Genomic DNA, 21,144 nt, shown 5'->3' on the forward strand with positions numbered 1-21,144 from the left:
TAAAATCCATGACCCACACGCTTTCACGTCGTCATTTTCTAGGTGCTGCAGGCGCCTCCGCCGCCGCATTGACACTGGCCGGTAAATCCAGCGTTTTCGCCGCCGACAATGTTCAGATCCAGCAACAAGTCTGGACAGGCGCGCAGGAAATCGTACCGCAAAAGGTTGCAAGCGCATTTCAGGCTGCCAATCCCGGCGTCACCATCACCGTTGCACCGGGCTCATCCAATGCGGTACTCAACACCATTGTAGCCGCCCGCAAGGCAGGCAGCCCTCCACCGATCAATGTCGGTTTCTTCAACCTCGAAAACACCGCACGTGGCCTCGCCGAAGATGCATGGGTGGCGCTCAACGCTGCCGAGGTAAAGAACCTCGACAATATCCACGACGACTTTCGCCTGCCAAACGACGTCGGAGCATTCCCCTGGATTGATCTAGGCGGCATCATCTACAATGCCGAAAAGGTCAAGGAACCACCGAAGTCCTGGAAAGACCTGTTCGACCCTAAGTATCACGGACGTGTCGCGACTTTCGATGGCTTCTGGACAGGCAATGGCGTGCTTGCAACCGCCTATGCCAATGGCGGAAGCATCGATGACATTGAACCTGCGCTGAAGATTTACGAAGAAGCCGCCAAGTCCGGCCACATCCATTCGCTCTTCAACTCCAACGCCCAGATCCAGCAGCTTCTGGCAAGTGGCGAAGTCTGGATTGCACCGCACTTCCGCGGTATTGTCCTGCCTTGGATCGAGGAAGGCGCACCATTCGGTTATGCGATCCCGGAAGAAGGGCAGATCCTGTTCCCTGAAGGTTTCCAACTGTTGAACGGCAGCACAGATGATCAGCTGCGCGTTGGCCGCAACCTGATCAATGAGAGCCTGACGCGCGAGAACATCATCGACTATGCGGTCACTGCCTCAGTTGTACCTGTGCTGAAAGACAATAGCGGCCTGCCGGAAGAACTTGCCAATGATCCGGCCGTCTCCAGCGAGCAACTCGCCAAGGCCCTGAGATTGGATTATGCGAAGATAGCCGCAAACCATGCGGGCTGGCTCGACCAGTGGAACCGCCGCGTGAAAGCGAACCTGTCGTGACGGCAGGAGCCATCGACATACGCCTGAGCAATGTCGGCAAGAAGTTTGGCGACCAGACCGTCGTTGAACCTTTGAACCTCGATATCCGGCAGGGAGAGTTTTTCTCCCTGCTGGGCCCATCGGGATGCGGCAAGACCACGACACTTCGCATGATCGCGGGTCTGGAAGCACCGACAGAAGGTGAAATCACCATTCGCGGCAAGTCGGTCATCGGTGTTCCCGTGGAGCGCCGGCCGACCAATATGGTGTTCCAGAAGCTTGCCCTTTTTCCCCATTTGAGTGTTTTTGATAACATCGCCTTCGGGCTGAAGCTCAAACGCACTTCAAAACATGAAATACGCAACCGCGTCTCTGTCATTCTGGAAACCGTGAAGCTTGAGGGATATGGACAGCGCGCCATTTCCCAATTGTCAGGTGGCCAGCAACAGCGTGTGGCTATCGCCCGTGCGCTGGTCAATGATCCTGCGGTGTTGCTGCTTGATGAACCTTTGGGCGCTCTGGACCTGCAGCTGCAATTGCACATGCAGCAGGAACTGGTTCGCATTCAACGCGCGTCCGGCACCACCTTTGTGTACGTCACTCACAATCAACAGGAAGGACTTGCGATGTCTGACCGCGTCGCTGTGATGAATGCCGGACGTTTTGAACAGGTTGATACACCACTGGCGCTTTTTCACCGCCCTGCCTCAGAATTTGTTGCCCGCTTCATGGGGCAAACCAATGTTATGAGCGGCGAAGTGACAGCCAAAAACGGCAATGAAACACACGTTTCAGCGCAAGGGCTGAGTTTCGTCCTGATCGGCCAGGAAACACTGGCCGTCGGTGACAAGGTACTGCTTTCCATTCGCCCTGAACGGCTAAATCTGACCACACAACAAGACGCCAAACTCAGCCTTCCACTGTTGCGCACTTTGTTTCAGGGAACGACGGTTCTCTACACATTCGGCCTGCCCGGTGGCGACGAGCTGAACGTTTCGGCACTTGCCCCTTCAGATGCACTGCCCGAAGCCGGTCAACGGGTTGGTCTGCGCTGGGAAAATGACGCCGCAATCTTGCTCAATCGCTCGCCGGCAGAGACATCATCGAAATGACCCTTCGAGAGCGCTCACCCTGGCTGCTGCTGATCTCACCGGTCGTTGTGCTGGTGGCACTGCCGTTTATCGCCAGTCTGGCGTTGGTCATCGGCTTCGGATTCTCCGGCAGGCAAGCTATCGGGCTGGAAGTCTGGGCACGGTTCATCACCGACCCGTTTTCGTGGAAGGTCATCTGGACCACGCTGTGGTTGGCAGCCCGTGTGACATTTTTCTGCCTTCTCATCGGTTATCCGGTTGCCTTTGCACTCAACAACCTGAAATCACCTCTCACCCGCGGCATTGCCTTCACCGTTCTTTTCACACCTCTGTTGATGAGTGTGATTGTGCGGGCCTATGGCTGGATCGTTCTGCTCTCCAGCCAAGGGCTGGTGAACTCCGTACTTGGTATTGCTGGCCTCGGCCCGTTTCGGCTGATGCTGAATGATTTTGGCGCGCTGATTGCCATGGTGCATGTGATGTTGCCATTTGCGGTTCTGCCGCTGTTAAGCTCCATCAACCAGTTGCCACCCAGTGGCATCGAAGCTGCGAGAGATCTGGGGGCGAACCCCGTGCAGGTATTGCTGCGTGTCATCTTCCCATTGACGCTGCCCGGCATTCTCTCGGCAATCGAGATCGTATTTGCGCTCGCCGCCTCTGCCTTCGTCACACCTTCCATTTTGGGCGGTGGACGTGTGCTGACCCTGCCGCGGCTGATCTATGACAATATCGGCAGTCTCGACTGGGCACTGGCCGCGGTTCAAAGTCTCACGCTGCTTGGTATCACCGTTCTTGTTCTTTTCGGCCTTCGTCGCCTCGGACGGTTGTTCCGTTATGAAGGAGCGACCCGTTGAAACGCACCATTCTCAATATCATTCTCGGCGCAACGCTGGTCTTCATGGCCGCGCCTATTATTGTCGTGATCATCAATGCATTTAATGTCAGCGCCTATAATGCCTGGCCGCCACCCGGCCTGACTTCGGCGTGGTTTCAAAAGGCGCTTGCCAATCAGGGCTTTATTACCGGCCTGTGGCGTTCTCTGGCGGTTGCGATACTCGCAACCCTCGTCATCGTCATGATCGGCATACCCGCCGCCTACGCCATTTCGCGGTTCCGTTTCCGGGGGCGCAAAGTCCTTCGCTCCGTGCTGCTTGCGCCGCTCGTCGTACCACGCGTGGTGTTAGGGTTTGGTCTGTTTATCCTGTTTGTCACAACACGCTCCCAGCTGTTTGGCACCCTGCCGGGCATTGCGCTTGCGCATGTCATTCTGGTCGTTCCATTTGTGGTGATCATTTTTCTCGCCGCTCTTGAAGATGTCGATCCCAAACTGGAAGAAGCGGCCCGCGATCTGGGCGCCGGACCGGTTCGTGCGTTCTTTCTGGTGACCCTGCCGCAAATGCGCGTGGCGTTGCTGTCCGCATCGTTCTTCTGCTTCATCACATCCTTTGACGAGGTGGAAACAACGCTATTTGTGGTTCAGCCCGCAGTTAAGACACTTCCCGTTGCGCTCTATCATTACCTTGAATTCCAGCAGGACCCGACAATCGCTGCTGTCTCCAGCCTGATGATTGCCGTCACATTTGTGTTCATCCTGCTCGGCCTGTTCCTGACGAACGGGCAATTCTGGAAAAAGATCTTCGGCAACTCATAAGCCGCTTTCCCATGAGAACGGACAGAGCTGCCGATCGTCCAGCCGTCGGCAGGTCTGTTTTTGGGGTGATTACCAGGTTGGAACCAGAATGGCGCGCGGCTCCAAAAACTCATCCAGACCATAAGCGCCAATTTCGCGACCAATGCCCGATTGCTTGAAGCCGCCGAACGGCGCGTGAGGATCATGCGGTGCACCGTTGATGATGACCCGGCCGGCGATCAACCGGTCAGCAACAGCCAGCGCGCGGGTTGTGTCGGCAGAAAGCACATAGGCCTGCAAGCCATAATCGGAATCATTGGCGATCTCGATTGCTTCGTCGTCATCGCAGTAAGTGATGACGCTCAGAACAGGCCCGAATATCTCTTCGCGGGCGATCCTCATGTCGTTCGTCACATCGGTAAAGATTGTCGGGCGAACAAACCACCCTCTACTGATCCCGTCCGGGCGTCCCTCGCCACCGGTCAAAACAGTCGCACCTTCCTGCTTGCCGAGTTCGATATAGGATTGGATACGCTGCCATTGCCGTTCATTGACAAGCGGCCCGATCCTGACATCCGGATCACCGGGATTGCCAACCTTCAGCTTCTCGGCCTCGCTTTTCAATCGCGCCAGTATCTCGTCACAACGCGAAAGCGGGATCAATATTCTGGTTCCGGCAACGCAGGCCTGGCCGCTATTGGCAAAGCCGCTCATCAGGGCAACCGGTATCGCTCTATCCAGATCGGCATCGTCAAGCACGATTGTCGGCCCCTTGCCGCCTAGCTCCAGAACAACCCGTTTCATCGTCTCAATGGCCGCACGCTGGATGATTTTTGCAGCAGCAGTAGAACCGGTAAAGCTGACAGAAGCGACATCAGGATGTGTGGTCAGTTCTGCTCCTACAACCGGGCCAAGGCCGTTTACAACATTCAGCACACCAGCCGGCAGATCTGCGGCATGCAGGCATTCCAGCAATATCTGGGTCTGGATAGCGCTCTGTTCGGCAGGTTTGATCACGACGGTGGAACCTGAACCAATGGCGTGGGCCAGCTTCGTGGCAATGAAACCAAAGTTGCTGTTCCATGGGGTTATGGCTGCCATGACACCCAGTGGCAGCATTTTAACGGCGCTGGAACCGGCCTGCCTGTCAAAGGTATAGTTCTCGACAGTTTCGGCCATAACATCGAAGATTGATGCGGTGTTCTGCACGGAAAAGCCGGTGAAGTAGGCAGGTGCACCATATTCATCGGTCATGGCCGCGGTCAGGTCGTCCGTCCGGGCCCGAACCGCCGCACTCAAACGATGCAACATGGCAATACGATCTGCTTTGCTCGTGCGTGACATCGCTGGGAAAGCCCGCTTGGCGGCAGCGATAGCGGCACGCGTGTCATCTGCATTGCCAAGCCTCACTGTTCCGATTTTTTCCTCGGTGGCTGGGTTGAATAGCTGCAATATGTCAGTGCCTTCAGGCGTAATGAATTGACCGTTGATGTAAATCTTGTCGATGTCTCGCACGTCTTGGCCTCCTTGGCTGTTGACAGAAATATGCGTCGAGGTCATCGATCTTATTAGATACACAATAAGACACGGGCTGATGAGGAACATTGCGCAATGACCAAAACAAGTCTCGCCGAACTTGAAGCCGTTGCTGTCGTTGCCCGGAGGGGCGGTTTTCGGGCAGCGGCGCGGGAACTTGGCGTATCCTCGTCAGGCCTTAGTCACGCAGTTGCGGGTCTTGAAGAGCGTATGGGCGTTCGCCTGTTCAACCGCACCACCCGCAGCGTGGTGCTGACCGCAGCCGGCGAGCAGTTCATCGAGACAATTGCCCCGGCATTAGCTGCAATTGAAGGTGCGCTTGAAAATGCCGGAGAGCATGTGGCAGAACCGTCAGGTTTGTTGCGGCTGAACATGGCACTGGGTGCCGCGCGGTTCATTCTCCAGCCTCTGGTGCTCGAATATCTAAGACGGTTTCAGCGCATGCATGTTGAAATTGTCACGGATTCTGAACTGGTGGATGTCATCGCCAACGGATGTGACGCCGGCATCCGGTTGGAAGATCGCGTGCCACCAGATATGATCGCGGTGCCCATCATTCCTGACATGCGCGAGGTCGTCGTCGCTTCGCCGGATTATTTCAAACAGCGCAGCATACCTCTTCATCCCAAGGACCTGCTGACGCACGAATGCATTCGCGCGCGCATGGCAAGCGGTCGCATTTATCGCTGGGAATTTTCCAAGGAGAATGAGCGCCATGCGCTTGATGTACCTGGACGCATGGTGCTGGATGAAAGTGGCTTGATGCTTGACGCCGCGCTCAGCGGTGCAGGTATAGCCTATCTGTCGGAACGCGCGATCTCACCGCATTTGGACAGCGGCGATCTGCAGATCGTTCTCAGCGATTGGACACCGCCCACGCCCGCTCTCTGCCTTTATTACCCGGGCCGTCGGCACGTTCCACAAAAGATGCGGGCATTTATCGACCTTGCACGTGAATACTCGCGCAAAGGCAGCCTCACGACATCGGTCTCTCTCTCGGGCGCGAATAAATGAAGCGTCTCCTGCCACCGGCAAGAGACGCTTTCTTTCTTGTGTTCAATAGGCCATGGCAAGGCTGAACAGACCTGCAAGCGCTGAAGGCTCTGTCGAGGCAATGTCATAGATGCACGGTGCGGCAAACACCGACGCCACAACAGTCAGAATGACCATCTTTCGCATGTCGCCCTCCCTTCAAATCAGCTTCAGCTCTACGTTGATATTGCCGCGTGTTGCCTTGGAATAGGGGCAATTCTGATGCGCCTCCTCAACGAGCGCCCGCGCCAGTTCAACCTCCAGGCCGGGCAGGCTGATATTGAGACGTGCCTGCAGAAAATAGGCGTCACCGGTCATCCCGAGATCAACCTCGGCATCGACAGCCGTTCCCTCGGGAAGGCGCAACTTGCGCTTGGCCGCTGCCAGCCCCATTGCTCCGATAAAGCAGGCCGACCAGCCAGCTGCGAACAGTTGCTCCGGGTTGGTGCCGGGTTTTGAGGTTCCTGGCGGCGACAGCTTCACATCAAGCTGTGCATCATCGCTACGGGAAAATCCATCGCGACCACCTGTGGTATGGGTCTTGCCGGTATAGAGAACCTTTTCAATCTGGGTCATGGAAACACTCCTTTGTTGCTGACAAGGCGTGTTTTGACGGATCGACGTATCTTGCGTGTTTCAGAAAACAATTGAAATGTAAGCTATTGTAGGGCCGGGAGCGCGAGATACTTTTACGTACAATTCCAAGGTTTTATTCAATGATCGGAGCGCTCAGTCGAGCGTGAGTTCCGCAACCAATCCGCCACCATCACGATTGTACAAACGCACCGAACCACCAATTGCCGCTGAAAGCTGCTGGGCGATCGCCAGACCAAGCCCCGTCCCGCCAGTCTCGCGATTGCGGGATTGCTCCAATCGGAAGAACGGCTGCATGGCAGCCTCCAGCATATTCTCGGGAATACCCGGGCCACGATCGAGAACGCTGATAACCGTTTGCCCCTGATCGCCCTCCGTCACGCAGATTTCGGCAGCCCCGGAAAACTTGATCGCATTGTCGATGAAATTTGTGAGTATCCGCCGCAACGCATGCGGTTTGGTCGCCACCGTACCTTTGACAAGATCGATGACGCGGACTGCCTTGCCGGTGTCCTGATAATCGTAGGCGATGCTGTCGATGAACGAAGAAAGATCGATGCGCGACAGCTTTTCAGCATTGCCATGCGAACTGCGTGCATAGGCAATACCGTCCTGCACCAGTCGTTCGATTTCACTGAGATCACCGACCAGCTTGTCTTTTTCAGGCGTATCGTCCGCCATTTCGGCCCGCAGGCGCATCCGGGTAATCGGTGTTTGCAGGTCGTGCGAAATCGCTGCCAGAATTTGCACGCGTTCTTCCAGATGGTGGGCAATCCGATCCCGCATGGCGTTAAAGGCACGCCCTGCCCGTGCGACTTCAGCAGGGCCTGTCTCGCTCATCGGCGCGCCTTCTTTGCCGGGATCCACCGCATCGGCAGCGGCCGCGAGATCCGCAAGCGGACGGATCGCCTGACGCACAGCTAACCACGTGCACAGTATCAGCAATGCCATCTGGATGGCGAACACATAAGGAAGCCAGCTGGCTATCGGCATGACACCGCGCGGCGTGACATCGATCGTCAGCTGGGAGCCATCAGACAGGACGACATGCCCCTGCAGCCGTTTGTCATCACCTGGAATTGCCTCAACCTTAAGCGGAAACCGGTGGCCGGCCGCCTCTTCGATCCGCTCGGCGATTTCAGCAGCACGGCCTGACATGTCTGGTATGCCGGCAAGACCCGGCCCCAGCACGAGACGGTAGTTTCCGCGGCTGAGCCGGTCAATCCATTGTGGTCTCTCATCCTCTGGTAAGCGGTCTATAACGGCGATAGACGTCGCCAGATCGCTTTCCAGCGTGCCGAGCATCACCGCCTTGGCCGACATGTAGCGTTCTATGAAGAGAATGCTGAAAGAAAGACTGTAGGCGATCGCCAGACCGGCAAACAGAATGATGAAAAGCCGTGATCGCAACGTGCCGGGCCACCAGCCTTGGCGGTCAGCCTCGTTTTTTGCAGCATCGATTTTGCCAGTGCTGGTCATGTCCTGGCTTCCGAAATCTCGACCGGGACGGAAAAGACATAGCCTTCCGCCCGGACGGTTTTAATATAGGTTGGCTCGCGCGCATCATCACCCAATCTCTGCCGCAACCGGCTAACGAGAAGATCGATCGAACGGTCGAACAGTTCGGCATCGCGACCTTGTGTCAGGTTCAGCAGCTGATCACGATTGAGCACCCGCTGCGGGTGATCGATAAATACCCTCAGCAAACGGTATTCCGCACCGCTGAGCGCAATTTCCGTTCCATCTCCGTCAAGCAAATGGCGGCCGACCGTATCCAGACGCCAGTTACCAAAGGTCAACAGACGCCCTGCTTCGCTGATTTGCAGATTTGGCGGCAACATTCGTGTCCGGCGCAAAACCGCTTTGATGCGGGCAAGAAGTTCACGCGCAGCAAACGGTTTGGGCAGATAGTCATCTGCCCCCATTTCCAACCCGATGATCCGGTCCATCTCGTCATCGCGCGCAGTCAGCATCAGTACCGGTGTCGCCTTGTGTTTTCCAGCCCGCAGTTCCCGACACAGAACAAGCCCGTCATCGCCCGGCATCATGACATCGAGCACGATCAGATCGACGGTGTTGTTGTCGAGAAATGTCCGCATCTGCCGCCCATCAGCGGCCACCGTTGTGCGCAATCCGTTCTTTATCAGATAGCTCGAAACCAGTTCGCGGATGTCACGGTCGTCATCGACGACTAGAATGTGGTCTATGTGTTCCATGAATGTCTTCAACGCCTTGGGGCTGGCACGCGGTGCGATACCGCATGCGTAATCTACTCTGACAAGAAAAGATATTGGCTCCTAAAACTTGCCAATGTCGAGAACTGCCTGCGCAAATGCCTGTGGTGCTTCCTGCGGCAGGTTATGGCCTATGCCACCAGTGATATTGCGGTGTTCATACCTGCCGGAAAATCTCGCGGCATATGCCGATGGGTCAGGATGGGGCGCACCGTTGGCATCACCTTCCATAGTGATAGTTGGGACGGCGATTTCAGGCAGTTTGGCAAGCCGCTGCTCATAGGCATCGTACTGTGCTTCACCCTCGACCAGTCCCAACCGCCAGCGATAGTTATGGATGGTGATATCAACATGATCAGGATTGTCGAAAGCCGGGCTAGAGCGATCAAAAGTCGCATCGTCAAACGCCCATGTCGGAGAGGCTGTCTTCCAGATCAACCGCACGAAATCCAGGGTATTGGCTGCGTAACCCGCACGCCCCCGTTCTGTCGCGAAATAGAACTGATACCACCAAGATAGTTCGGCTGCAGGTGCCAACGGCTTCTTGTTGATATCCTGACTGCCAATGAGATAACCGCTGACAGACACCAGCCCCTTGCAGCGTTCAGGCCAGAGAGCCGCCATGATGTCAGCGGTGCGCGCGCCCCAATCGTAACCGGCAACAATTGTCGTCTCGATACCAAGTGCATCGAGAAGCGCAATCATATCCACAGCCAGAGCCGATTGCTGGCCGTTGCGCGGCGTATCGCCGGAAAGGAACCGGGTTGTCCCGTATCCACGCAAGTAAGGTACGATTACCCGGTAGCCTGCCGATGCCAGAATTGGCGCGACATCGACATAGCTGTAGATGTCATAGGGCCATCCATGCAGCAGTAAGACAACGGGACCGTCAGTGGGACCTGCCTCTGCGTAACCGACATTGAGAACGCCAGCGTCAATCTGCTTCAAGGCCGCAAATTCTGTGTGGCCATCGGCCTTTGTTGCGGCACTCATCGCCGTCTGCGGCGGTGCGACTGCGGCCTCAGCCTTTGCCAGGACGGGTACACCGAGCTCAACGGCAGCGGCAGCCATTGCGGCGACACCGAAAAAGTGACGGCGATTGAGATTGATTTCGTTGCTCATGAGCTTTCTCCGATTTGCATAATCATGATCGAGAGAAAGCCCGTGCCATGTATCTCCGGTGTGTCGTTGACGACGGAAATTGCATGAGCATGTAGCTTTTAGGCCCCCAGATACAATTCGATACATTTCGCAGGGCGACCGGACACATGCGGGATACGTCGTGACGACCACATTGGCGTCATCGCTGGTTTTACGATCATCACATCACGCCAGCTCCACGTTTCAAGGAGACGACGATGACGCTTCATATCATTGCCTATCTGGGCGGAGCGCTGACCATTCTCAGCCCCTGCATCCTGCCTATTCTTCCCTTCATATTTGCCCGCACCGGACAGCCATTTCTGCGCGACACATTGCCGATGCTTGCGGGCATGGCAGTAACCTTTGCTTTTGTCGCAACGCTGGCAGCTGTCGGCGGCAGCTGGGCAATCCATGCCAATGAATACGGGCGGCTTGCCGCCATAGGTTTGTTGGCGATCTTCGGCATCAGCCTGCTGTCGCCAAATATTGCGGCAGTCATCACACGACCTGTTGTCGATCTTGGAAACCGGCTTATCAATGCCCGTGGCAAACCCGGCTCGGCAAGCTCTCCTGTCAGTGCACTCATTCTTGGTGCCGCCACCGGCTTGTTATGGGCGCCCTGCGCCGGCCCTATTCTTGGCATTGTGCTGACCGGAGCAGCTCTCAAGGGTGCCAATCTGGAAACGACCGTCCTGCTGGCCGCCTACGCGGCAGGTGCTGCAACGTCTCTTGGCCTTGCGCTTCTCCTCGGCAACAAAGTTTTTGCTGCACTCAAAAGCTCTCTTGGGGTCAGCGAACGCATCCGCCAGGCTCTCGGAGTTGCTGTTCTGGCAGGTGTCGGGGTGATTGCCCTTGGTCTTGATACCGGTCTGCTCGCACGACTTTCCTATGCCAGCACATTCTCCTTCGAACAGGCCATCCTTGATCGCGTTCATCCAAGGACGGACCGCTCCATGTCGGTTGATGTGGCAAGCAATGGCAAGACCGTGGTGCCAGCAGACATGACCATGACGTTTCAGGCCAATCTGCCGGTCGAAGGTCGCGCGCCATCGTTTAACGGCGCGGTTGAATGGCTGAACTCGCCACCTCTCACCTCGGAGCAATTGCGTGGCAAGATCGTCCTCGTCGACTTCTGGACCTACTCCTGCATCAACTGCATTCGCACAGTTCCCTTTGTCCGCGCCTGGGCAGAAAAATACAAGGATCAGGGGCTCGTCGTCATTGGCGTTCATGCGCCGGAATTTGCCTTTGAAAAGAAAATCGACAACGTCCGCAAAGCGGTTGGCGACTTCAAGATCGATTATCCCGTTGCCATTGATAACGACTACAAGATCTGGCGCGCCTTCGAAAACAACTACTGGCCGGCCCATTACCTGATCGATGCCAATGGCCAGATCCGTTACCACCACTTCGGCGAAGGAAACTACCGCCAAACAGAACAGGCAATTCAGGATCTGTTGCACGAAGCGGGTAGAAACATGCCGGCAAGCACACCGGTCGAGCCCGCCGCGCAGGGGGCAGAGGTAAGCCCTGATCTCAAGAATATCCGCTCTGGCGAAACCTATCTCGGTTATCAACGCGCGACCGGTTTTGTCTCACCGGAAACCGTCGAGCCGGGCGTCGCCACTGATTATTCTGTCGACGACCCTGATCTCAACCAATGGGGTCTGGCTGGCACATGGACCATCGACCCGGAACAGGCCGTCTCAAACAAGCCGGATGACAAGATCGTCTCCCGCTTCAGCGCCCGTGACCTGCATCTTGTCCTCGGTTCCGGTCAGGTCGGCAAACCCATCCGTTTCCAAGTCACCATTGATGGCAAAGCACCAGGTGCAGACCATGGCGCCGACATTGATGCCAACGGTTACGGCACGGTCAGTTCGACAAGACTCTATCAGCTCGTTCGCCAATCCGGCGACGTAACAACCCGCAAATTCGAAATCCGCTTCCTTGATCCCGGTGTCGAAGCCTACGCCTTCACATTCGGCTGATGCCTGCCCCTATCCCCATTATCAAAGAAGGAAACCTCTCCATGCAGCGTTCTATTTCCACTATGGCAATAGCCTTCGTCGCTAGCCTTGCCGCTTTTGCCGCCCATGCAGCCGACGTTAAAAACATTGTTGTCGTTCATGGCGCCCTTGCCGATGGGTCAGGCTGGAAGACGGCAACTGAGATTCTCGAAAAGCGGGGTTTCAATGTCACGATTGTCCAACAACCAATCACCTCGCTGGCCGACGATATTGCCGCAACCAACCGGGTGCTCGACATGCAAGATGGTCCGACCCTGCTGGTCGGCCACAGCTATGGTGGCGTGGTTATTACCGAAGCAGGACATAACAACAAGGTCGCTGGCCTCGTTTACGTGGCGGCCTTTCAACCGGACAAGGGCGAAAGCCTGTTGTCGCTGGCAAGTTCCAAGCCGTCTTCGGGCATGAATATCCGCGAGACACCCGACGGTCAGTATCTCTATCTCGACCCGGCAGCTTTCCCGAAAGACTTTGCGGCGGACCTTCCTCAGGATGAAACGGCTTTTATGGCAAAGGCGCAGGTTTTTGCATCCAAACAATCCTTCTCGGCCAAGGTCGGTGACCCCGCCTGGAGGGCCAAGAACAGCTGGGCAATCGTCGCGACGCAGGATCGTTCAATCAATCCCGAGCTTGAGCGTGAGATGGCCAAACGTGCAGGCAGTGCGATCACCGAAATAACAGCAAGCCATGCGGTCTTTGCCTCGCAACCGGACAAAGTCGCAGATGTGATTGAGGCTGCGGCACGACAGTCTTCAAAATAAAAGCCAGCGCTACTAAGCGTGTTGGTTGCCTATCCCAGCCGCCCTCACGAAAGGGCGGCTGAATGGATTGCTCGCTAGAGATTTCCGACCCCGCCATCGACCAGCAGCTCCGTGCCGACAACGAAGGATGCTTCATCGGATGCAAGAAATACTGCGGCCTTGGCAAGTTCCAGTGGCGTGCCCAGGCGACCGATTGGCACCAATCGCCGGATTTCACGGCGCAACGCTTCTTCCGCGTCACTTTCCAGACCAAGCTTGCCAAGGGCTGGTGTTTCGGTTGGACCGGGGCTCAATCCATTGACCCTGATACCCCTGTCTTTGAACTCGCCGGACAGGGTCCGCGCTAGTGACAGAAGGCCAGCCTTGCTGGCGGCATAGGCACTGGACTGCGGCAAGCCGATATGGGCAGAAACAGAACCACAAAGAATGACCGAAGCCGGAGCCTTCAACAGCGGTAAAAGTGCCTGAACAAGGAAAAATGGCCCCTTCAAATTGGTCGCGAACAAGGCGTCATACGTTGCCTCGTCCCAGTCTTCCAGCGGACGGTGCGTGACATCGCCCGCATTGATGAACACCACATCGAGGGCTGGCCATGCCTCACCCAATTGCGCCGCCAGGTGACGTTGCGCCGCGATATCACCCGCCTCGTTGGATATGGCGATGACATCGCCACCCAATTGACGTTTTGCGTCCTCCAGCCGTTCGACCGAACGGCCAGTGATTGCGACCTTTGCCCCCTCTTTCAGGAATTGGCGCGCCGTTTCCAGCCCAATGCCGCTGGTCCCACCGGTTATCAGCGCGTGCTTGCCTGCAAGGCGTCCCATAACAATGTCTCCTTTTATGATGCGAGACGATTGTCAGGGCTTTAGTATCTTTTGTATAGTAGGCACCAAATTGCTACTAAAGGAAAAAAATGAAAAAGCACATAGAGCAGGCTGAACAGGCTATGCGATGCCCGATGGTTGATTTCGTCAATCTCATTTCCGGTAAATGGGCAATCCCCGTGCTTTATCGCCTGATTGTTGAAAACCGGCCGGTGCGTTTTGGCACCTTGCAACGTGCAGCAACCCCAGTCACACAAAAGGAACTGACCCGCCACCTCAGGCTTTTCGAAAAACAGGGCTTGGTGAAACGCACGGTCTATCCGGAAATGCCGCCAAGAGTGGAATATGAAATCACAGAACTTGGCCGCACCCTGAAACCAACTCTGGATTCTTTGGCCGTCTGGATGACCACACACGGTCCATCGATCCGCACCACGATCAGCAATGAAGTCGACGCTTAAGTGCTATCAACCCAGTGTGCCATCCTTCAAGAGAGGCCGTGTCACCGTCACGATGGCGTCAATGGCGACCCGTAGGCGAGGCAACATAACAGGAGATGCTGGCCAGATTGCATGGATCGCCAGATGCCCGGCGATCCTGTCGTCCATTAGGGAGACCAGTCGACCACTGGCCAACTCATCTCGTACCAACCAGCGAGGCAAAAGGCCAAGCCCCTGCCCGTTGCAGATCGCCGAATGTGTCAACAGACTCCCATCAAGCACAAGGCGCGCCTTGGGGTGCCAGCTCACCATTTCCCCGTCGAGACTGTGAAATTGCCACGGTGCGGGTTTGCCCTGACGCGGCGCTGCGATCACATCGTGATCGTCGAGATCCGCCACACTTTGTGGCACGGGCCGTGTCTCGAAATAGCTGGACGAACCGCATAGAGCGAGTTGCTGCAGCCCCAAAGACCGTGCGGTCAACCCGCTTATATCGGGTATCTCGCCAATTCTGACAGCGAGATCCGTCGTGCCATCCAGGAGATTGCTCGGCTCTGTCGATGTTGAAATACTGAAATCAAGGTTTGGCCACTCTCGGCAGAGCGCATAGAGCGCCGGTGCGATAATTTTTGCGCCGAAGAGCGGCGGCAGGCTGACTTGAAGGGTACCGGCCGGTTCATGCGCAAGGCCTGCGATGGCCACTTCAACGCGCTCTATTTCACTGCGTGCCCGTAAACATACATCGCGATACACCACACCTTCCGCCGTCAGGTTGAGGACGCGTGTCGTGCGCTGAAACAGCCGAATACCCAGGCGGTTTTCCAACCTGCCGATGGCCTTTGCCACAGCCGACGCCGAGAGCCTTAAACGAAGCGAAGCCGCAACGAAGCTGCCCGCCTCGCAGACCATGAGAAACACGCCAATATCGTCGCCAGATTGATGTCGCATGGCAATCTATTAGCGAATTTTGTTCGTCAATCGAAGGAAAATTATGCGCTTCTACCACGCTTGTGCGGTAGAATATGGTTGCGCTCATGAGCACACATCGAACCTACACCATCATCGGGGGTACGTCCGGCATCGGACTGTCCCTCGCCCGCAAACTCATTGAACGTGGCGACCACGTCTTTCTCGGCGGACGGTCGCCAGAGCGGCTTGCCACGACACTTACAACATTGGGAGATCGGGCTTCCGGTCGCACCGTGGAGATTACCGACAAGACGTCGCTCCGTGATTTTTTCGCAGAAGCGCCCATTCTTTCAGGCCTTTTTACACCGGCCGCATCTTACCAGACCGGTTCCTTTACAGACGGTGACATCACCACCAGCGAAGACCTGTTCAAGGCAAAATTCTGGGGCCAATACTGGGCTGTTCACGCTGCCCTTCCCCGTCTGGCACCAAATGCATCTGTTCTTCTCATGTCGGGTGCTGCCTCGGTCCGTCCTATTGGTGCACCAGCCTATGCCGCCTGCAATTCGGCGCTGGAAGGGCTGGCCCGCGGGCTTGCCATCGAACTCAATCCGATCAGGGTAAATTGCCTTTCCCCTGGCACCACCGATAGCGACCTTTGGCGAAACCGACCGCAGGAAACACGTGAGCCAGCCTATGAATACTGGAGCAAACTTTGCCTCGTTCAACGCCCGGCGACGGTCGACGAACAGGCGCATGCAGCCCTGTTTCTGCTCGACAACACCAACATGACTGGCAGCACTTTGTTCAGTGACGGTGGGTATTCGTTACGCTAGTCGACTGCATCAGTGTGCCATAGTCCGTGCAGATCAGGGGTCGTATGGACTATGGCCACGGCACCTCCCTCGGTAGATTACGCCGATCTAAAACATGACCAATTGAAGAAAGTATATTGAAATAAAAACTACAAATGTGTAGTCAGACCAACGTGACGCCGCCGTGGCATCGCCTTGGAGACATCGCGGCCCCGCCGCCGAGAGAGACACATGACCCTGACTCGCCTCTTTTCCAACCATACTTTGCGCGCACTCTGCGCAACATTTGCAGCAACATTGTTTGCGTTCACGACGACACCGGTCCAGGCGCAGGGGACGCGCACCATCACCCACGAACTGGGTGCAACCGAGATCGCCGGCACCCCTGCTCGCATCGTCGTGCTGGAATTTTCCTTTGTGCAGGCATTGGATTCGCTTGGAGTGACGCCTGTTGGCATTACCGATGACAATCAGCCGGATCGCATCGAGCAGAACCTCGGTAAAAAGATTGAATATAGCTCCGTCGGCACTCGCCTGGAACCAAACCTCGAACTGATCAGCGCACTGCAGCCGGACCTCATCATTGCCGATGAACGCCGCCATGGCGCAATCTACGAACAGTTGAGTGCCATCGCGCCAACCATCGTTCTCAACAGCTGGGATGGCAGTTACAAGGACATCAAGGAGGCCGTCATAACGATCGCGGATGCTATCGGTGACAAGGCCAAGGGTGAAAAGGTCGTTGCCAACCATGAGGCAAAGATGGCCGCCATCGCCGCAAAAATCCCGGCCGGTAATGATCGCAAATTCATGCTTGCCGTTGCCACAGCCGACAATTGGTCTTTGCACACGTCCGATTCCTTCAGTGGCTCGATCTTTGCAGCCATCGGCGTTGAAGCTGCCATCAAGGCCGACAAACCGGTTGAAAGTGGCGTTGGTCTGGAACGTCTCGTTGCCGTCAATCCCGATGTTCTGCTTGTTGCCACCGATCCAGGCGGTACCATTTTCGACCGCGTGCAGGACAATTCCGCTTGGAAAGCCATTGCCGCCGCAAAGAATAATCTAGTCTTTGAAGTGAACCGTAATCAATACGCCCGTTTCCGCGATCTTCGCACCGCGGAACTGATTGCCAATGACGTATTGAACAAGGTCTTCAATGTCCAATAAGGTCGAGAGGGCCACAGGGCCTTCTGCCCATGAAAACACCAAGATCGGGTGGAGCGGAGCTTTTCGCCGCCATCCGGTCTGGCTGTTTGGTATTCTGATGGTACTGCTGCCAATTGTGGCTATCGGCAATCTTATGGTGGGAGCCGCTGGCCTCACCATCCAGCAATCGCTTGCCGCCCTTTTCCAGCCTGATAGTTCGGTGGAAACTGCGCTGATCTGGGATGTTCGCCTGCCGCGCGTGTTGCTTGCCATACTGGTCGGCGCCAATCTGGCTGTCGCCGGTGTATTGATCCAGGCACTGACCAGAAACCCGCTCGCCTCACCTCAGACATTCGGGATCAATGGTGGCGCAGCATTAGCGATTGTCGTTTGCGTCATTGCACTCCCCGGACTTTCCGGCGGAAGAACGGTGCTACCGGCTTTTGCTGGCGCAGCGGCCATCGGCTTCATCATGTGGGTGCTCTCGCTTTCCAACGCCATCACGCCGCTGAAACTGGCGCTCGCAGGCGTGGCCCTGCAACTGGTGCTCGCCGCTCTGGTGCAGGCTGTGCTCATTGCCAACAATGCGTCCACAGACATTGTCTACTGGCTGGCGGGTTCTGTCACCTCTGCCCAGTGGTCAAAGGTTCTGATCATTCTGCCATTCACAGTCATCGGCATCATCATCACCATTGCAGGCGGCCATCATTTCGGTCTGCTGGCGCTGGATGCAAGCACCGGCCAATCGCTTGGCCAGAATGCCCAGCGAACTGGTGGCCTTGCGTCAATATTGATCGTTGTCCTCGCCGGTTCATCCGTCGCCGTTGCCGGCCCTATCGGCTTTGTCGGACTGATGGTGCCGCACATCGTCAGAAGCCTCGTCGGTGAAGACTTGCGCACCGTACTGAGCCTCAGCACCGTCGCAGGTCCGCTGCTGCTTGTCGGCGCCGATCTTGGTGGCAAACTCGCGACTTACCCGGCCGAACTGCCGGTTGGCATCGTCACTGCCATTCTTGGCGCACCAGCATTTCTGCTGATCACGTGGAGAAACCGCAATCAATGAACGCAGCGCTGGTTGATCCATCAACATCTCAGCCCTTGCGCACCACGCTGGTATGCGTTGGCCTGGCGGTTTTGCTCGTTCTGCTTGCCTTGGTCAGTATGGCCCTTGGCGCCGTCCCGCTTTCTCTCAACCGAGTGCTGGCGGGTCTTTTCGGCGGACCAGATGCCTTCATCATCGGCCAATATCGTCTGCCCCGCGTCATCGTCGCCATTCTCTCCGGTGCTGCACTCGCTTTGGCAGGTCTTTTCTTACAGGTGGCTTTGCGAAACCCGATCGCCTCGCCCGATGTAGTCGGCATCACTAAGGGCGCGGGTCTTGGCGCGATGCTGGCACTGATTTTTGCACCACCAGCCTGGATCATCTGGAGCGTGCCGGTTGGCGTTATCATCGGCGCCGGTACCGTTGCGGTCCTGCTGCTGGCGATCGGCCGCGGCCTTGGGGGTGGGGTCACCACTCTGGCGCTCGTCGGCGTTTCGCTTGGCGCACTGGCACAAGCCATGATGCAGTTTTTGATGGTGCGTTATCCACGTGGTATCGACCAGAGCATGGTCTGGCTGGCAGGCAGCGTCTACGGCAGCACAATTTCCGACATTCTATCGCTGTCATTCTGGCTTCTCGCCTGCCTGCCCGTGGTTATTCTGCTCGCCATGGTTCTCGACATTTCTGCCTTCGGTGACGATACGCTGAAAAGCCTTGGCATCTCACCCAATCTTTTGCGCGCCAGCCTTGTCTTGACCGCAGTGGTCTTGACGGCAGGCGCCGTCGCAAGCGTCGGCAGCATCGGCTTTTTGGGTTTGCTGGCGCCCCATATCGCTCGGCTTATGGTGGGACCACATGCCCGCCATCTCGTTCCAGCCACCGCACTGACCGGGGCACTGGCACTTCTGTTGGCGGATTTGATCGGACGACTGGTGGCACTGCCAAATGAAATTCCGGCCGGCATTGTCGCTTCGGTGATCGGTGGACCCTATCTCTTCTTCCTCTTGCTTTGGGAGGCTCGCCGTCGTGGCTGATATCCAACAGGACCGTTTACAAGCTGCAACCTTGAGCGTCGGTTATGGCAATAACTCCGTACTCAATCAGGTGTCGCTGGCAATCCCGGACGGAAAGATTACGGCACTGATTGGTGCCAACGGCTCCGGTAAATCCACATTGCTGCGTACCTTGGCACAGGTCCTGAACCCTGTTGGTGGCACGGTCCTGCTGGATGGCAAGGACATTACTCAAAGCCCACGCAAGGCTGTTGCCCGCATCATGGCGCTGTTGCCACAAAATCCTGTCGCACCGGATGGTCTGACAGTTCGCCAGCTGTGCCGCTTCGGTCGTTACCCGCACAAGCCGCTACTGGCGCGCTCCAGCGACCATGATGAATCGGTGGTCGATACCGCTCTTGCCGACGCAGGCCTGGCCAATCTGGCAAACCAACCGCTGCACCGTCTGTCGGGCGGTCAACGCCAGCGCGCCTGGATCGCAATGGCACTTGCGCAGGAAACACCCATTCTGCTGCTCGATGAACCAACAACTTATCTCGACATCGCGCACCAGATGGAAGTCCTGCACCTGCTGCGTCAACTCAACAAGCAGCAAGGGCGCACCGTTGTCATGGTGGTACATGACCTCAATCATGCCGCTCAGTTTGCCCATCACATTATTGCGGTTGCCGACGGTGGCATTCATGCTGCCGGTAATCCGCAGGAACTGCTGACCGCAGAGCTGATAAAAAGCGTGTTTGGCGTGGCGGCCATGGTCATCCCTCACCCGAGTGACGGCACACCACTTTGCCTGCCACTTGCCGCAGTGTCCTGAGAATGACGGCATTCCCATACTGTGTTAGGCAAACCCAATGACCGACCCCTCGCACACAGATTCGGGCGTTGCCCAAGCCTCGGCACTTCTGCGCCGCCATTACGATGCCAATGCGCACACGCTGACACGGACCGAGCGTCGCGTCGCCGATTATCTGCTGACGCTGGCGCCAGCCGATCTGGCATTTCGCAGCGCAGGTGAGATTGCGGTCGCGAGCGACACCAGCGATGCCACCGTCATTCGTACGGCCCGCCGTCTGGGCTTTTCCGGCCTGCCGGAACTGAAACGCCTGATCAATCGGCCTATCGCCACCCACACATCGCCCAGCACACGCCTTGGCCACAAGATCAAATCCGTGGCGCCGGACGCATTAGCGGCCCGCGACGCCATCTTCGCAGCCGCACACGAAATACTGGAAGCGACCCGCGAAGTGCTTGATCCTGGCGCTATCGAGCAGGCGGTGACACTGTTTGAAAATGCCGGAACCGTCTGGTGTCTCGGCATCGGCGTGGCGGAACAACCAGCACGCCATCTGGCCACCGGTCTGTTGCGTGCTGGCCTTGTCACGCAGACCGTTGCAAGCAGCGGCTTTGATCTTGCCAACAGCATGATTGGCCTTCGCAAGGGCGATACACTGGTAATTTTTCATGCCGCGACCCGCCGCAAGGATATCGCTTCGCTGATAGAGCACGCTGGCAAGATCGGCGTTTCAACCGTTCTGGTGTCCGGCACTCAACTTAATGAATTGTTCCGCGATCAGGTAACAGTTGCCCTGCATTCCATGGCTGTGGCGTCCAAATTGGCCAGTTGGCTGATTGGTGCAACCGTTATCGGTGATCTCCTCACCTTTCGGTTCTCTGCAAGGAATACGGCGCGCGCCACCGCAACGCATGACAATCTCAACCAATTACGTGCAAAATTCGAATAAAGCTGTTTTTCTACAATGCTTGGCAGGGCCTCCGGTCCCAAGACCTGCGACACTTTACCCGCAACCAGATCTCACCATCGTCACGACACCAC

Annotated in this window: 22 protein-coding genes; 14 read left to right on the forward strand and 8 right to left on the reverse strand. The window is 56.6% G+C overall.

Annotation, left to right across the window (positions count from 1 at the left end; all coding sequences use genetic code 11):
- The first annotated feature begins 8 nt into the window (after positions 1-8).
- From IB237_RS15975 to IB237_RS15990, 4 genes are read left to right on the forward strand one after another with little or no spacing between them, the layout of a single operon-like run.
- The gene (locus IB237_RS15975; RefSeq protein WP_192489673.1) at positions 9-1,094 is read left to right on the forward strand and encodes a PotD/PotF family extracellular solute-binding protein; all 1,086 of its coding nucleotides are present in this window, start codon (positions 9-11) and stop codon (positions 1,092-1,094) included.
- Positions 1,061-2,185, forward strand: a complete 1,125-nt coding sequence (locus IB237_RS15980; protein ID WP_192489674.1) for an ABC transporter ATP-binding protein — start codon at positions 1,061-1,063, stop codon at positions 2,183-2,185. Before IB237_RS15975 ends, IB237_RS15980 begins: the two co-directional genes overlap by 34 nt.
- Positions 2,182-3,018, forward strand: a complete 837-nt coding sequence (locus IB237_RS15985; RefSeq protein WP_192489675.1) for an ABC transporter permease — start codon at positions 2,182-2,184, stop codon at positions 3,016-3,018. The genes IB237_RS15980 and IB237_RS15985 overlap by 4 nt, the downstream gene beginning before the upstream one ends.
- Positions 3,015-3,815 (forward strand): ABC transporter permease, encoded by an 801-nt coding sequence (locus IB237_RS15990; RefSeq protein WP_246787987.1) that lies wholly within the window; start codon positions 3,015-3,017, stop codon positions 3,813-3,815. Before IB237_RS15985 ends, IB237_RS15990 begins: the two co-directional genes overlap by 4 nt.
- 69 nt (positions 3,816-3,884) lie before the next feature.
- Here the strand turns inward: IB237_RS15990 and IB237_RS15995 are convergent, their stop codons facing one another.
- Entirely contained in the window at positions 3,885-5,309 is a 1,425-nt protein-coding gene (locus IB237_RS15995) for an aldehyde dehydrogenase family protein (RefSeq protein ID WP_192489676.1), read from the reverse strand.
- Between the two features lie 96 nt (positions 5,310-5,405).
- Between IB237_RS15995 and IB237_RS16000 the strand changes: the two genes are divergently transcribed.
- Positions 5,406-6,344: a LysR family transcriptional regulator gene (locus tag IB237_RS16000; RefSeq protein ID WP_192489677.1), complete on the forward strand. Its 939-nt coding sequence runs from the start codon at positions 5,406-5,408 to the stop codon at positions 6,342-6,344.
- Between the two features lie 42 nt (positions 6,345-6,386).
- Here the strand turns inward: IB237_RS16000 and IB237_RS26450 are convergent, their stop codons facing one another.
- The 5 genes from IB237_RS26450 to IB237_RS16020 all read right to left on the reverse strand — a co-directional run bounded on the left by IB237_RS26450 (position 6,387) and on the right by IB237_RS16020 (position 10,312).
- Positions 6,387-6,509 (reverse strand): hypothetical protein, encoded by a 123-nt coding sequence (locus IB237_RS26450; protein WP_256435714.1) that lies wholly within the window; start codon positions 6,507-6,509, stop codon positions 6,387-6,389.
- Positions 6,510-6,521: 12 nt separating this feature from the next.
- The gene (locus IB237_RS16005; RefSeq protein WP_192489678.1) at positions 6,522-6,938 is read right to left on the reverse strand and encodes an organic hydroperoxide resistance protein; all 417 of its coding nucleotides are present in this window, start codon (positions 6,936-6,938) and stop codon (positions 6,522-6,524) included.
- A 153-nt stretch (positions 6,939-7,091) separates the two neighbouring features.
- Complete coding sequence (locus IB237_RS16010; RefSeq protein WP_192489679.1) at positions 7,092-8,435, reverse strand: ATP-binding protein; 1,344 nt, start codon at positions 8,433-8,435, stop codon at positions 7,092-7,094.
- Positions 8,432-9,172: a response regulator gene (locus IB237_RS16015; protein WP_192489680.1), complete on the reverse strand. Its 741-nt coding sequence runs from the start codon at positions 9,170-9,172 to the stop codon at positions 8,432-8,434. Before IB237_RS16015 ends, IB237_RS16010 begins: the two co-directional genes overlap by 4 nt.
- Before the next feature lie 81 nt (positions 9,173-9,253).
- Positions 9,254-10,312 (reverse strand): alpha/beta fold hydrolase, encoded by a 1,059-nt coding sequence (locus IB237_RS16020; protein WP_192489681.1) that lies wholly within the window; start codon positions 10,310-10,312, stop codon positions 9,254-9,256.
- Between the two features lie 236 nt (positions 10,313-10,548).
- On the opposite strand from IB237_RS16020, the gene IB237_RS16025 reads away from it, so the two are divergent.
- A complete protein-coding gene (locus IB237_RS16025; RefSeq protein ID WP_192489682.1) occupies positions 10,549-12,324 on the forward strand; it encodes a cytochrome c biogenesis protein DipZ in 1,776 nt (591 codons plus the stop codon).
- 41 nt (positions 12,325-12,365) lie between these two features.
- The gene (locus IB237_RS16030) at positions 12,366-13,121 is read left to right on the forward strand and encodes an alpha/beta hydrolase (protein WP_192489683.1); all 756 of its coding nucleotides are present in this window, start codon (positions 12,366-12,368) and stop codon (positions 13,119-13,121) included.
- A 74-nt stretch (positions 13,122-13,195) separates the two neighbouring features.
- Here the strand turns inward: IB237_RS16030 and IB237_RS16035 are convergent, their stop codons facing one another.
- The gene (locus IB237_RS16035; protein WP_192489684.1) at positions 13,196-13,945 is read right to left on the reverse strand and encodes an SDR family oxidoreductase; all 750 of its coding nucleotides are present in this window, start codon (positions 13,943-13,945) and stop codon (positions 13,196-13,198) included.
- 89 nt (positions 13,946-14,034) lie between these two features.
- Here IB237_RS16035 and IB237_RS16040 point away from each other — a divergent pair, with 89 nt between their 5' ends.
- On the forward strand, positions 14,035-14,406 hold the full coding sequence (locus IB237_RS16040) for a helix-turn-helix domain-containing protein (RefSeq protein WP_192489685.1): 372 nt from the start codon (positions 14,035-14,037) through the stop codon (positions 14,404-14,406).
- A gap of 6 nt (positions 14,407-14,412) precedes the next feature.
- Here IB237_RS16040 and IB237_RS16045 read toward each other — a convergent pair whose 3' ends face one another.
- A complete protein-coding gene (locus IB237_RS16045) occupies positions 14,413-15,333 on the reverse strand; it encodes a LysR family transcriptional regulator (RefSeq protein ID WP_192489686.1) in 921 nt (306 codons plus the stop codon).
- Between the two features lie 86 nt (positions 15,334-15,419).
- On the opposite strand from IB237_RS16045, the gene IB237_RS16050 reads away from it, so the two are divergent.
- The 6 genes from IB237_RS16050 to IB237_RS16075 all read left to right on the forward strand — a co-directional run bounded on the left by IB237_RS16050 (position 15,420) and on the right by IB237_RS16075 (position 21,052).
- A complete protein-coding gene (locus IB237_RS16050; RefSeq protein ID WP_192489687.1) occupies positions 15,420-16,130 on the forward strand; it encodes an SDR family oxidoreductase in 711 nt (236 codons plus the stop codon).
- Between the two features lie 210 nt (positions 16,131-16,340).
- A complete protein-coding gene (locus tag IB237_RS16055) occupies positions 16,341-17,276 on the forward strand; it encodes an ABC transporter substrate-binding protein (RefSeq protein WP_192489688.1) in 936 nt (311 codons plus the stop codon).
- Entirely contained in the window at positions 17,266-18,318 is a 1,053-nt protein-coding gene (locus tag IB237_RS16060) for an iron ABC transporter permease (RefSeq protein WP_192489689.1), read from the forward strand. The genes IB237_RS16055 and IB237_RS16060 overlap by 11 nt, the downstream gene beginning before the upstream one ends.
- On the forward strand, positions 18,315-19,331 hold the full coding sequence (locus IB237_RS16065; RefSeq protein WP_192489690.1) for an iron ABC transporter permease: 1,017 nt from the start codon (positions 18,315-18,317) through the stop codon (positions 19,329-19,331). Before IB237_RS16060 ends, IB237_RS16065 begins: the two co-directional genes overlap by 4 nt.
- Positions 19,324-20,124: an ABC transporter ATP-binding protein gene (locus IB237_RS16070; RefSeq protein ID WP_192489691.1), complete on the forward strand. Its 801-nt coding sequence runs from the start codon at positions 19,324-19,326 to the stop codon at positions 20,122-20,124. The genes IB237_RS16065 and IB237_RS16070 overlap by 8 nt, the downstream gene beginning before the upstream one ends.
- Positions 20,125-20,161: 37 nt before the next feature.
- Positions 20,162-21,052: a MurR/RpiR family transcriptional regulator gene (locus tag IB237_RS16075; RefSeq protein ID WP_192489692.1), complete on the forward strand. Its 891-nt coding sequence runs from the start codon at positions 20,162-20,164 to the stop codon at positions 21,050-21,052.
- The last annotated feature ends 92 nt before the right edge of the window (positions 21,053-21,144 follow it).

Source organism: Agrobacterium sp. AGB01, from assembly GCF_014851585.1.
In the GTDB taxonomy this organism is placed as follows: Bacteria; Pseudomonadota; Alphaproteobacteria; order Rhizobiales; family Rhizobiaceae; genus Agrobacterium.

What these genes read in the sequence shown, in the direction of transcription:
- IB237_RS15975 (WP_192489673.1), top strand. Translation starts at nt 9, where the DNA reads ATGACCCACACGCTTTCACGTCGTCATTTTCTAGGTGCTGCAGGCGCC.
- IB237_RS15985 (WP_192489675.1), top strand. Translation starts at nt 2,182, where the DNA reads ATGACCCTTCGAGAGCGCTCACCCTGGCTGCTGCTGATCTCACCGGTC.
- IB237_RS16000 (WP_192489677.1), top strand. Translation starts at nt 5,406, where the DNA reads ATGACCAAAACAAGTCTCGCCGAACTTGAAGCCGTTGCTGTCGTTGCC.
- IB237_RS26450 (WP_256435714.1), bottom strand. Translation starts at nt 6,509, where the DNA reads ATGCGAAAGATGGTCATTCTGACTGTTGTGGCGTCGGTGTTTGCCGCA.
- IB237_RS16005 (WP_192489678.1), bottom strand. Translation starts at nt 6,938, where the DNA reads ATGACCCAGATTGAAAAGGTTCTCTATACCGGCAAGACCCATACCACA.
- IB237_RS16010 (WP_192489679.1), bottom strand. Translation starts at nt 8,435, where the DNA reads ATGACCAGCACTGGCAAAATCGATGCTGCAAAAAACGAGGCTGACCGC.
- IB237_RS16015 (WP_192489680.1), bottom strand. Translation starts at nt 9,172, where the DNA reads ATGGAACACATAGACCACATTCTAGTCGTCGATGACGACCGTGACATC.
- IB237_RS16020 (WP_192489681.1), bottom strand. Translation starts at nt 10,312, where the DNA reads ATGAGCAACGAAATCAATCTCAATCGCCGTCACTTTTTCGGTGTCGCC.
- IB237_RS16025 (WP_192489682.1), top strand. Translation starts at nt 10,549, where the DNA reads ATGACGCTTCATATCATTGCCTATCTGGGCGGAGCGCTGACCATTCTC.
- IB237_RS16030 (WP_192489683.1), top strand. Translation starts at nt 12,366, where the DNA reads ATGCAGCGTTCTATTTCCACTATGGCAATAGCCTTCGTCGCTAGCCTT.
- IB237_RS16035 (WP_192489684.1), bottom strand. Translation starts at nt 13,945, where the DNA reads ATGGGACGCCTTGCAGGCAAGCACGCGCTGATAACCGGTGGGACCAGC.
- IB237_RS16040 (WP_192489685.1), top strand. Translation starts at nt 14,035, where the DNA reads ATGAAAAAGCACATAGAGCAGGCTGAACAGGCTATGCGATGCCCGATG.
- IB237_RS16045 (WP_192489686.1), bottom strand. Translation starts at nt 15,333, where the DNA reads ATGCGACATCAATCTGGCGACGATATTGGCGTGTTTCTCATGGTCTGC.
- IB237_RS16050 (WP_192489687.1), top strand. Translation starts at nt 15,420, where the DNA reads ATGAGCACACATCGAACCTACACCATCATCGGGGGTACGTCCGGCATC.
- IB237_RS16055 (WP_192489688.1), top strand. Translation starts at nt 16,341, where the DNA reads ATGACCCTGACTCGCCTCTTTTCCAACCATACTTTGCGCGCACTCTGC.
- IB237_RS16060 (WP_192489689.1), top strand. Translation starts at nt 17,266, where the DNA reads ATGTCCAATAAGGTCGAGAGGGCCACAGGGCCTTCTGCCCATGAAAAC.
- IB237_RS16065 (WP_192489690.1), top strand. Translation starts at nt 18,315, where the DNA reads ATGAACGCAGCGCTGGTTGATCCATCAACATCTCAGCCCTTGCGCACC.
- IB237_RS16075 (WP_192489692.1), top strand. Translation starts at nt 20,162, where the DNA reads ATGACCGACCCCTCGCACACAGATTCGGGCGTTGCCCAAGCCTCGGCA.